12 protein-coding genes are annotated in these 12,372 nt (G+C 33.6%); 10 read left to right on the top strand and 2 right to left on the bottom strand.

The features are described 5' to 3' along the window. Positions 1 to 7: 7 nt before the first annotated feature. The 10 genes from mreC to BN863_RS02090 all read left to right on the top strand — a co-directional run bounded on the left by mreC (position 8) and on the right by BN863_RS02090 (position 11,233). Entirely contained in the window at positions 8 to 832 is an 825-nt protein-coding gene (gene mreC / locus BN863_RS02135) for a rod shape-determining protein MreC (protein ID WP_038526915.1), read from the top strand. Continuing rightward, on the top strand, positions 822 to 1,328 hold the full coding sequence (locus tag BN863_RS02130) for a hypothetical protein (RefSeq protein ID WP_038526912.1): 507 nt from the start codon (positions 822 to 824) through the stop codon (positions 1,326 to 1,328). Before mreC ends, BN863_RS02130 begins: the two co-directional genes overlap by 11 nt. Beyond that, complete coding sequence (gene mrdA / locus BN863_RS02125) at positions 1,325 to 3,253, top strand: penicillin-binding protein 2 (protein ID WP_038526909.1); 1,929 nt, start codon at positions 1,325 to 1,327, stop codon at positions 3,251 to 3,253. The genes BN863_RS02130 and mrdA overlap by 4 nt, the downstream gene beginning before the upstream one ends. Further along, complete coding sequence (rodA, locus tag BN863_RS02120) at positions 3,250 to 4,527, top strand: rod shape-determining protein RodA (RefSeq protein ID WP_038526906.1); 1,278 nt, start codon at positions 3,250 to 3,252, stop codon at positions 4,525 to 4,527. Before mrdA ends, rodA begins: the two co-directional genes overlap by 4 nt. A gap of 138 nt (positions 4,528 to 4,665) precedes the next feature. Beyond that, entirely contained in the window at positions 4,666 to 6,087 is a 1,422-nt protein-coding gene (locus BN863_RS02115) for a M20 family metallopeptidase (RefSeq protein WP_242404064.1), read from the top strand. A gap of 48 nt (positions 6,088 to 6,135) precedes the next feature. Continuing rightward, a complete protein-coding gene (locus tag BN863_RS02110) occupies positions 6,136 to 7,128 on the top strand; it encodes a 2-hydroxyacid dehydrogenase (RefSeq protein ID WP_038526903.1) in 993 nt (330 codons plus the stop codon). Between the two features lie 155 nt (positions 7,129 to 7,283). Then, positions 7,284 to 7,655: a VOC family protein gene (locus BN863_RS02105; RefSeq protein ID WP_038526901.1), complete on the top strand. Its 372-nt coding sequence runs from the start codon at positions 7,284 to 7,286 to the stop codon at positions 7,653 to 7,655. Between the two features lie 122 nt (positions 7,656 to 7,777). Continuing rightward, positions 7,778 to 8,401, top strand: a complete 624-nt coding sequence (locus tag BN863_RS02100; RefSeq protein ID WP_148304558.1) for a hypothetical protein — start codon at positions 7,778 to 7,780, stop codon at positions 8,399 to 8,401. Positions 8,402 to 8,512: 111 nt separating this feature from the next. Next, positions 8,513 to 9,928 (top strand): SDR family oxidoreductase, encoded by a 1,416-nt coding sequence (locus tag BN863_RS02095; protein ID WP_038526895.1) that lies wholly within the window; start codon positions 8,513 to 8,515, stop codon positions 9,926 to 9,928. A gap of 27 nt (positions 9,929 to 9,955) precedes the next feature. Beyond that, on the top strand, positions 9,956 to 11,233 hold the full coding sequence (locus BN863_RS02090) for a cryptochrome/photolyase family protein (RefSeq protein ID WP_038526892.1): 1,278 nt from the start codon (positions 9,956 to 9,958) through the stop codon (positions 11,231 to 11,233). On the opposite strand, the gene BN863_RS02085 is transcribed toward BN863_RS02090, so the two are convergent. Beyond that, positions 11,230 to 11,913, bottom strand: coding sequence for a lycopene cyclase domain-containing protein (locus tag BN863_RS02085; RefSeq protein WP_038526890.1), 684 nt, complete (start codon positions 11,911 to 11,913; stop codon positions 11,230 to 11,232). The genes BN863_RS02090 and BN863_RS02085 overlap by 4 nt on opposite strands. Next, positions 11,914 to 12,372, bottom strand: a complete 459-nt coding sequence (locus BN863_RS02080; protein ID WP_038533036.1) for a sterol desaturase family protein — start codon at positions 12,370 to 12,372, stop codon at positions 11,914 to 11,916.

Genomic DNA, 12,372 nt, shown 5'->3' with positions numbered 1-12,372 from the left:
TAAAAACATGCAGCAAATATTAAATTTTATTATTCGCAACAAAAACTTTTTGTTGTATTTGCTGCTGTTTTCATTGTCAGTTTTTTTCACGATTCAGACACATTCTTATCATAAAAGTAAATTTATTCATTCTGCTAATTTTTTAAGTGGTGGTATTTACACCCGTATAAATAATATAAATCAGTACTTTGATTTAAAAACGCAAAATGAAAATTTATCTGAAGAAAATGCAAGACTGAGAAACAAACTAGAAAACTATCAATTGTCTCTAGAGCAAAATTATATAGACTCTACAACTTTTAATGGCTCGTATTTATTTAGACCTGTTCGCGTTATTAAAAACAGTTATTCAGCTACCACTAACATTTTAGCTATAGACAAAGGAAGTAAGGATAGTATTCAGCAAGATTTCGGGTTAATAACACCAAAAGGAATCCTTGGTATTGTCGATCAAACAAGTAACAATTATGCCACTGTAATTTCTATTTTAAATACAAAAAGTAGAATTAGTGCACAGCTAAAAAAAACCAATCATTTTGGAACTTTAAGTTGGGATGGGCATTCTCCTAGTACAGTTCAACTTATAGATATTCCAAAAATTGCACCTATTAAAGTTGGTGATACTATAGTAACATCTGGACGTTCTGTAATTTTCCCTAAAGGAATTTTAATAGGAACTATTGAAAGTTTTAAACTAGATGCTGCCGAAAACAATTTCGAAATTAATGTGAGTCTGTTTAACGATATGACAAATATTGAACACGCCTATATTATTGAACATATAGATGCTCCAGAGATTAATAACTTACTAAATCTATCTAATGAACAGTAACGTTATCTCTCAAATATTCAAATTTATAACACTTGTTTTACTACAAGTTATTATTCTAAATCATATTAATTTTTTAGGATTCATTAATCCGTATATCTATATAATTTTTATTGTTCTGTATCCTATAAAGAATGACCGTATTGTTTTTTTATTACTAAGTTTTTTGCTTGGTATTAGCGTAGATATCTTTTCAGATTCAGGAGGAATTCATGCCGCTGCATGCGTTACCATTGCCTACTTAAGACCATTAGCTTTAAAATGGTCCTTTGGAACGGTTTACGAACACCAGACCATAAAATTTAATAATGTAGAGTTTGGCTCTAAACTCATGTATATAAGTATCCTAACGGTAATTCATCATTTAATCCTTTTTCTTTTAGAAGTTTTTAACTTTTCTGAAATACTTTTAACGCTTCAAAAGACGTTATTTTCTAGTATCTTTACCATTCTTCTGTGTATTATAGTTACTATTATTTTCAGCAAACGTACTAAATGAGGCAATTTTTATTATTTTTTACCATAATTACAGTCGGGCTTATATTTATTTCTAGACTATTTTATCTTCAAATTTATAGCTCTCCTGCGAATAACTTATACGATGACAACGCCATTCGTAAGGTATACGATTACCCAAAACGAGGCTTTGTTTACGACAGAAATGGTACGCTTTTAGTGTCTAACCAATCGTCTTACGATGTTATGGTTATACCACGAGAAGTTAAAGAATTAGACACCATAGAATTTTGTAATTTATTGAAAATCGATAAAGAAAAATTCATAAAAACGTATAAAAAAGCTTACCATTATTCGCCACGATTACCTTCTGTTTTTGTATCGCATTTATCTAAAGAAGACTATGCTGTTCTTCAAGAAAAAATGAGAAAGTTTGAAGGCTTCTACATTCAAAAACGTTCACTTCGTCATTACGAAGCATCAATTGGTGCTAATGTTTTAGGTGATATTGGAGAAGTAAACAATGCCATAATTAATAAATATCCTTACTACAAAATGGGAGATTTAATAGGAAAACAAGGTATTGAATTGTCTTATGAAGATGAACTAAGAGGAAAAAAGGGAATTAAATTTATTCAGAAAAACAGATTCAATAAAAATATTGGGCCGTATAAAGATGGTAAATTTGATACACTTCCTGACCCCGGAAAAGATATCAAAATAACAATTGACGCCACTTTACAAGCGTATGGCGAGCAATTAATGAAACATAAACACGGTGGAATTATTGCCATAGAACCTAGCACAGGAGAGATTCTAACCATGATTTCAGCACCTACTTACGACCCCAATTCTTTAGTGGGGAGAAAGCGTTCTCAAAATTTCACGAAGCTCTATAGAGATTCTATTGCAAAACCTTTATACGATAGAGGCTTACTCGCACAATATCCTCCAGGTTCTCCATTTAAAGTTTTAAACGCATTAATTGGTTTACAGGAAAAAGTAGTTACTACCGAAGAAAAATTTACTTGTAATCATGGATATAGCTACGGAAACAGAAAGATGGGATGCCACGGTCACCCAAGTCCTTTAGCTATGAATATGGGGATTTTTGAATCTTGTAATGCCTACTTTGCAAACGTATATAGACGAATCATAGAAAAATACGACACGCCTTACGAAGGCATGAATGTTTGGAATAAACACGTGACTAGTTTTGGGTTAGGAGACTACTTAGGGTACGACCTTAAAATTGGAAGCCCTGGACGAATTCCTAGTGGTGATTTTTACGACAAATGGTACGGAAAAAACAGATGGCGAACTACATATACGTTATCTAACGCCATTGGACAAGGAGAAATTGAAGCTACACCAATACAGTTAGCAAATATGGTTGCTGCTATTGCTAATCGCGGTTATTTTTACACACCACATATTATAAAATCTATAGAAGGTCAAGAAATAGACGCCCATTTTACTACACCAAGACATACTACAATAGACAAAGAAAATTTTGACCCTGTTGTGCAAGGTATGTTCGATGTGTATAACAAAGGTACAGCGGCTAGTTTACAAGTTAAAGGCATAGAAATATGTGGAAAGACAGGAACAGCAGAAAACTTTACTAAAATTGATGGCGTTAAAACACAATTAACAGACCACTCTATTTTTGTTGCTTTTGCACCAAAAGATAATCCTAAAATTGCAATTGCAGTTTTTGTAGAAAATGGATATTGGGGAAGTAGGTTTGCTGGTAGAATTGCTAGTTTAATGATTGAAAAATATTTACGAGGTACCATTTCTAGAACAGATATGGAAGATTGGATTTTAACACATAGCTTAGAACACGAATATTTAAAACCATATTCTGGCGAACCTTTCAAGATAAATCGAGGAACCACTTTAGAAACTGTAGAACGAGATTTAGTTAATCAAGACCATTTACTCCCTGCTAAACCCGAATTATGATTAGAGAAACAAATAGACATTTTTCTTTCGATTGGACCACCATCATTATTTTTATGTTGCTTGTTGGTTTTGGTTGGGTAAATATTATATCGTCTTCTCATGTAGGCGAAACTTTAGATTACTTAGACTTTTCTCAACCTTATGGTAAGCAACTTATGTTTATCGGTCTAACCATTGGACTTATAATTATTATTCTTGCTATTGAGGCCAAGTTCTACGAACGCTTTGCCAGTGTTATTTACGTGATTTCCATGCTCTCTTTAGTTGGACTTTTTATATTTGGAAAGAATGTAAACGGAGCCCAATCTTGGTACGGAATTGGAGGGATGACACTCCAACCCAGTGAATTTGCCAAAGCAGCCACGGCCCTAGCTGTCGCTAAATACGTGAGTGATTTACAAACAGACATTAAGCGATTTCCAGATCAGATTAAAACCTTTATAATAATTATTATACCAGCGTTTTTAATCCTGTTGCAAAACGATGCAGGAAGTACCATTGTGTATGGTGCATTCTTTTTTGTACTTTACAGAGAAGGTTTACCACAAATTTATTTAACCCTAGCCATTAGTGTTGTTTTTATCTCTGTATTATCCTTAAAATTCGGACCAGTTATTACATCTATATTGGCAGCTATTATCATATTTACACAATTCTTTTTAAGTAAAAAGAAACCTGTAATTTTACAACCTATACTTATTACAATAGCAGCAATTATGATGTCTGTTGGTGTACATTTTTTTTACGACAATGTGCTTCAACCGCATCAAAAAGACCGTATAAGTTTATGGTTAAGACTTGAAAACGATCCGTCTAAATTAGCAGAAATGAGACGCGATATTTTGTATAACTTATACGAATCTGAAAAAGCCATTAGTTCGGGCGGAATTGCCGGAAGAGGTTTTATGGAAGGAACGCGTACAACAGGTAAATTTGTACCAGAACAACATACCGATTATATTTTTAGTACCGTAGGTGAAGAATGGGGATTTATTGGTAGTGCCATGGTCGTTATTCTATTTGTACTTTTAATGTTACGCATACTTCATCTCGCCGAATTACAAAAGTCACAATTTAGTAGAATCTATGGATATTCGGTAGCCTCAATAATGTTTCTCCACTTTATGATTAATATTGGAATGGTAATGGGATTAATACCAACTATTGGTATTCCTCTACCCTTTTTTAGTTATGGAGGCTCTGGTCTATGGGGGTTTACAATTTTACTTTTTATTTTTGTAAAATTAGATTCGAATAGAATTAACGAATGGTAGAAAGCTATCTCGATAAGATTACAACTAGGCTGTCATTATTTTGTTTAAAAAATCTAAAAATTTAATTGTTTGTTGAAGGCAAAAGGTTAATTTTAAAACATCCAATAACTTGGAATCTTGTTTTTCAAATACGCTATTATGACCAGCAACTTTAGATTACTTATACTCTTTATATTCATCTCCTTCCAAATTCAAAGTCAAAATTCGACTTCAGAATTCATGATTAAATCTAAAGAAGGCCCTTTAAATATTGAACAAGCATTAAGTAAATATATTCAACTTGAATCGATAAGCGGGCAAGAACAAGAAGCTGGTGAATGGTTTAGAGATTTGTGTGAGCTAAACGGGTTACACATTACACAAATGGGTGACACCAATGGAAACTATAACTTTTCGGCATCTCTTTATCCGCTAAGTAGTGAATTACCTAATATCGTTTTATTAAATCATATCGATGTCGTTCCTCCTGGAGATATTGAAAATTGGGAACATCCACCCTTTTCAGGAACTATTACAGATACCGAGATTTGGGGACGAGGCGCTTTCGATAATAAGGGAAACGGAATTATGCATTTATTTAGCATCATTCAAACTCTTCAAAAATACGGCGACAAAAACATGCCCTATAATGTAACACTACTTGCTGTGTCCTGTGAAGAAACCCAGTGTACCGGTGGTGCTAATTATGTTATCGATAATTTTTTAGATACTCTAAATCCTATTGTTGTAATTGGCGAAGGACCTCCTGGTTTTAATGGTATTCTAAAATGGGATCCGACACAAACGATATTCGGGGTTTCAATTACGAATAAAAGACCGCTATGGTTAGAATTATCGCTAAAAATAAAAACCTCCGCCCATGGATCCATCACGCCTTTAAATTATGCTAATAAAGGCATGATAAAAGCATTAGACAATCTTATTGAAAAGAAACAAAAGGTGGTTTATAACGAAACAAATATTAATATTTTAAAGCAGCTCGGCCGTATGGAAAAAGGACTTTCCGGTTTTGCGCTTAAAAACCCAAGATTCTTTAAAGCGATTATAACCCCGCAATTAAGAAAAAGACCAGAGTTATTTTCTTTATTCTCCAATTCCGTTACCTTAACGAGTGTTAATAGCCATAACGATGTTATCAATGTCATTCCAGATGAAGTAACTGCGCTGTTAGATTGCAGATTATTACCAGAGCAAACCAATGAAGAGTTTCTAGAAGGCATTAAAAAACAATTAAAAAACAAGGATATAACCGTAAAAGTCATTCAGGAATCACCAATTACTGAAACATCAGACGACAACACCATGTTCTTTAAGGAGATTGTAAAAGCCATTGAAAAGAATTATCCAGAATCAGAAAACTTAAGTGTTTCTGTGCCTAACTATAACGATGCTAGTTTTTTTCGAGAGAAAGGCATTAACTCCTATTGCTTTACTCCTATCCCTTTAGCACGTTACTACTTAGAGCACATTCATAATATTAACGAGCGTATACCTCGAGGAATTCTAACTAAAGGAAGTCAAACATTTTTCGATTTTATAGAAGGGTGTTTATTGCAATAATTTATGAGGCTTCAGGTATTACTACATATTAATTAAAAACACAGTCCTATGAAAGTAGCTTTTTTCAGTACAAAATCTTACGATATTACCTCTTTTGAGAAACATAGTAATGATGCACACGAATTTATCTTTTACGAAAGTTCTTTAAATACTAAAACAGCTAAACTAACTCAAGATTGTGATGCGGTATGCGCCTTTGTAAACGACCATTTACACGAACGCACCATTAAATTGCTTGCAAAGTATGGGGTAAAATTAATTGCAATGCGATGTGCCGGTTTTAATAATGTAGATATAAAAGCAGCCCAAGCCGCAAACATAAAAGTAGTACGTGTTCCTGCCTACTCTCCTATGGCTGTAGCCGAACATGCTTCTGCACTTATTTTAACTTTAAACAGAAAAACACATAAAGCCTACAACCGTGTTCGCGAAGGGAATTTTTCTTTAGAACGTTTAACGGGTTTCGATTTATACGAAAAAACGGTTGGTGTTGTTGGAACAGGGAAAATCGGACAATATTTTATTAAGATAATGAAAGGTTACGGTTGTAATGTCATAGCATACGACCTCTACCCTAGCGACGCCGTTAAAGCACTTGGCGTATCTTACGTTTCTATGGACGAGTTATTAGAAAAGTCTGATATCATTTCACTACACTGTCCTCTAACTGAAGACACTCATCATTTAATTGGAAAAGAAGCATTCTCTAAAATGAAAAAAGGGGCGATGTTAATTAACACAAGTCGTGGTGCCTTAATAGATACTGTTGAAGCTGTTGAAGCCTTAAAAAATAAAACTTTAGAATATTTCGGAATCGATGTTTACGAACAAGAAGAAAAATTATTCTTCCGCGATTTGTCTGAAAACATAATTATGGATGATGTTATTTCTAGATTAATTTCATTTCCTAATGTTCTCATTACATCTCACCAAGGATTTTTAACGCATGAAGCTTTAGATAAAATTGCTGAAGTGACGATAAAAAACCTAACAGACTTTGAAAACGGCATTAAATCTGACAATGAAGTGATTATAGATTAAGCTAAATTTCAGCTCGAAAAGATTCGATTCATGATGACGAAATATAGATTCTGAACTTAAAAACTTTTTTATCTACGGAATAAATCGCAATACGTTTTACAGGTCTTAAAAATCTTTTATCTTTAGATTTACTCATTAATTTTAAAAACAATAACATGGCATTAGGAGCCTTTTCCATAAGTTTAAATGTAGAAGACATACACATCTCGAAACAATTTTATGAAACCTTAGGGTTTACCGTTTTTGGCGGCGATATCGAAAAAAACTACCTCATCATGAAAAATGACCAAACTTTAATCGGTTTATTTCAAGGTATGTTCGATAGAAATATTTTAACCTTCAATCCGGGTTGGGACCAAGACGCAAAAACACTTGATAAGTTTATAGATGTTAGAGATATTCAGAAAGAACTGAAATCCAAAGGTATTACTTTGTCATCAGAAGTCGATGAAACCACTAAAGGACCTGGAAACATTATTATCATGGATCCCGATGGCAATCCGATTCTTATCGACCAACATATTTAAATGGTTTCACGCTGTATAGCATAACAGTTTGTTAATTATTGTAATTCAACATTTTAAACACAATTTATTTATTACCTTGAGTAAAATATAACCGCATAAACCGTTACTAGCATATAGCTCACATGACTAAAAATTATAGTTACCAGGCCGCTTCTAAAACTTACTTTTTATTAACATTATGCATGTTAATCTCATGTGTTTCAGCAGGTTTGTTTGCTCAAAATTTAGAAGTCGAATCCGTAAAAAGTGAAGGTTTTAATAGCGTTACAGGGATTTCTACTTACAGTCCTTTTAAATATCTAACATATACACAGCAAACTCAGGCTAAGCAACATACTGATTTAGGTCACTATAAAATTCTAAATAATACTTTCACCTTAGAGCCTCTATCTAAATTAAGACTAACTGCTGAAGGTGGAACTGTAGAGCAACAATCATTTTTTAGTCCTTTACCTCCAAACATTCATTTGTATTATCGTGCCGAAGTTTCTTATGGCATTTCAAACTATGTACAACCTTATATTTACACACAACATTTAAGCGCGCCTATAAATCAGAATTCAGGAATTGACAACGACAACTTACGTCTGAATCCATTTTTTATGCAATCGGAAATTGGCACAGGTATAAAAACAGAAATTAAAGGCTATTTTCTAGAAACAGGAGTCAGAACAATGACAGATCCAACGCTCGATAATCAAGCTTCGAAAACCCAAGTGTTTTCAAAATTTAGCACAAGATTTTAGCGATTCGAATTGCGCTACTTTATTAGGGTTTACAGTTAAAAAAGGCGATGATTTTCACCTATCTTTATGTGTTTACAACTCTAAGGAGTTTCTTATATTTTATTCCACGTTATGAACTTACTTTTAACAGGTGCTACAGGCTATATTGGCAAACGTTTACTTCCCGTTTTGGTCGCTCAAGGGCATCATGTTGTTTGTGGTGTTCGCGACCCTAAACGTTTTAATCCGCCAGAATCTATTGCGCCGCATATTAGCGTAATTACTATAGACCTTTTAGACGAAGAAAGCCTAAAAAATATTCCGCAAAATATAGATGCTGCTTACTATTTGGTCCATTCTATGTCGGCCGCTAGCGATTATAAAGATTTAGAAAAACAATCTGCAATTTATTTTAGAGAAGCGATAAATAAAACACAAACCAAACAGGTTATTTATTTAAGCGGAATTGTAAATGACAAGATGTTATCTGAACATTTAAATTCTAGACAAACCGTAGAACACGAACTAGATAAAGGCACCTATAGTTTAACGACATTACGAGCAGGAATAATTATTGGTTCTGGAAGTGCATCGTTCGAAATTATTAGAGATTTAGTTGAAAAACTTCCTGTAATGATTACACCTCGATGGCTAAACACCAAATGTCAACCTATTGGAATTACAGATGTTATTTCATTCTTAAGTTCAGCGTTAAACAATTCAGAAACGTTCGATAAAAATTTTGATATCGGCGGGCCAGATATTTTAACGTACAAAGAAATGCTTTTACAATTCGCAGAAGCTCGCGGGTTAGAACGGCACATTTATATTGTTCCTGTCATGACACCACGCCTATCGTCCTATTGGTTATATTTTGTAACCTCAACCTCTTACAAACTTGCTATAGCGCTTGTAAATAGTATGAAAGTTGAAGTGGTATGCAGAGACAATCGAATAAATGATATTTTAGGAATCGCACCGGTTTCTTATAAAGAAGCGCTAAGTAAAGCCTTTAAAAAAGTAGAAACTAATGAAATTATTTCGAGTTGGAAAGACGCTTTAAGTAGTGGCTCCATGAATATTATCATGTCCGATTTTATTCAAGTGCCAACTCATGGCTGTTTTATAGATTCTCGCGAACAAACTTTTAGTAATCGAGAAGAATGTCTAGACCGTATTTGGCGTATTGGAGGAGAAACAGGCTGGTATTACGGAAACCGCTTATGGAAATTAAGAGGATTTATAGATAAGCTTTACGGTGGTGTTGGATTACGCCGCGGACGTACACATTCGAATGCTTTGTATCCTGGCGATGCCCTCGATTTTTGGCGCGTTTTATACGCCAATAAAGAGGAAGGACGACTACTTTTGTTTGCCGAAATGAAACTGCCCGGAGATGCTTGGTTAGAATTTAAAATAAAAGATAAAACACTTATTCAGACTGCAACATTTAGACCTGTTGGAATTTCTGGAAGATTATATTGGTACAGCGTATTCCCATTTCACGGCTTTATTTTTAAAAATATGCTAAACCATCTTACGGCTTAACATTCAACTTTATAACGGATTTAATTTATGACACATACCATTTTCTGGTTTAGACGCGATTTAAGATTTACAGATAATACCGCACTTTTTGAAGCTTTAAAAAGCAATACAAATGTGCTTCCTATTTTTATTTTTGATGATAACATCTTAAATGAATTAGAACCTGATGATGCTCGGGTTCAGTTTATTTATAAGTCTTTAGAACGTATTAATTCTGAATTAAAAAAGCACAAATCGTCGGTCTTATGCTTAAAAGGAAATCCGTTAAAAATTTGGAAGCAACTCCTAAAAGATTACATTATTGAAGCTGTATTTACCAACACCGACTACGAGCCTTATGCAAGAACGCGAGATGCCGAAGTTGAAGGTTTATTACATGCTAACAACATTACATTTCATAAGTTTAAAGACCAAGTTATTTTTGAACCTCACGAAATTTTAAAACAAGATGGAAATCCGTATACGGTTTACACGCCATACAAAAACAAATGGCTAGAACATTTTAAAGGGGTGTCGTTAAAAACAGATTTGAATTTTAAAAATTTGCATCAATATGAATTTGATTTTCCCAGTTTAGAAGCTATCGGATTTAAACCTTCTTCAAAAACTGTTAAGGAGTTTCAACTAGAACACGTTGGTGAATATGCTAAGTTTCGCGATTTCCCGAATAAAGATATTGGAAGTTATCTAGGACCGCATTTACGTTTTGGAACTGTGAGTATTCGTGAGATTATTTCGGAATTAAAACCGGAACACAGTACATTTTTAAGTGAATTGATTTGGAGGGAATTCTTTATGCAAATCTTGTTTCATTTTCCTCATGTAGTACACAACAATTTTAGAAGTAAATACGATGATATTTCTTGGCGAAACAATGAGGCTGAATTTAAATTGTGGTGCGAAGGAAAAACTGGCTATCCAATGGTTGATGCAGGTATGCGACAATTAAACAAAACCGGATATATGCATAATCGTGTACGCATGGTCACAGCAGCGTTTTTATGTAAACATTTATTAATTCATTGGACATGGGGTGAAGCCTATTTCGCGAAACATTTATTAGATTACGAATTAGCCTCTAACAACGGAAACTGGCAATGGTCTGCAGGTACAGGTTGCGACGCGGCACCTTATTTTAGAATTTTCAATCCGATTACACAATTGGAAAAATTCGATAAAAATTTAGAGTATGTAAAAACTTGGATTCCAGAATATGGCACCGATACTTACCCAGAACCGATAGTCGTTCATAAAGAAGCACGATTACGTGCTTTAGATATTTATAAGGAAGGAATTAAAAATTAAACGGCTTTAGATTCAAAATAACGGAAACCTTCAATATTTAAAAATATGAGAAGTAATCCATAAATACTATCTTCTACAGGAATTGTAAATAATCGAATTCCCATATTTTCAGCATCATTATACCAAACTATTGGAGCTTCTAAAAACGAACCGGTAAGAATACCATTGCTTGCAAAAAAGAACGGAAGTATAAATAAGAACGTTAAGTAATGATAACTTAGGTCTACTTGCTTCCATTTTAAATATATTAAATATATAGCGGTTAAACCACAAGCTGTAGCGGTATACCAATGATTATAATATTGTAGTGCTATAAACGAAGTCAGTACAATTAAAACTGTAGTTATGTGGTGTTGGTTACTTTTAAAAGGATTCGTTTTCACCAAATACGTAAATGCAAAATAAGAAAAGACGCAACAAAATGGGATACAGACGAAAAACAAAATTTCTTCTAGAGGCAATTCACCAAAAAAAACACCCGTTAAATACTCTGGATTAAATCCCCAAACGCCCATTTTAGTAAACGCATAGTCCCAAATAATAAAGAAAATGGCTATAATGGCATTCGCTTTAAAGAAAGCACCCCAATGTTTATAAAACGCATGCTTCGGATAAAAACTCGCAACAAGCGGAATAGATATACAAGCCAAATTGATTAGTAAATACGTAAATGGCTTCATCTATTTTTTATATTGCTCGTGATATTTTTTAGGCACATTTAACATCCCAAAACACTCTCCTTCTTCCTTTCCTAAATGTTTATGATGTACTTTATGAGCTTTCCTTAACCCTATTAAATATTTATTTTTAGTCTTACTAAACCATTTAAAACGCTGATGAATTAACACATCATGTACTAAAAAATAAGCCATACCATAAAACATGATTCCTAAACCAATAAAGAATAAGAAATTTAGTTCTGGATGAATTCCAAAATACATTAAAGCGATACTAGGAATGGCAAAAATGACAAAGAAAATATCATTTTTTTCAAACACATGCGGATATTTTGGCTGATGATGGTCGGCATGTAAATACCATAAAAAACCATGCATCACATATTTATGCGTTAGCCACGTAATGCCTTCCATAATTAAAAATGTAGCCAAGGTAACAACAATATATAATACAATTTGCAT

It is taken from the genome of Formosa agariphila KMM 3901 (assembly GCF_000723205.1).
Classification (GTDB): Bacteria; Bacteroidota; Bacteroidia; order Flavobacteriales; family Flavobacteriaceae; genus Formosa; species Formosa agariphila.
The sequence above is the reverse complement of the archived record's forward strand: the minus strand, read 5'-3'. Positions and strand labels throughout refer to the sequence as shown.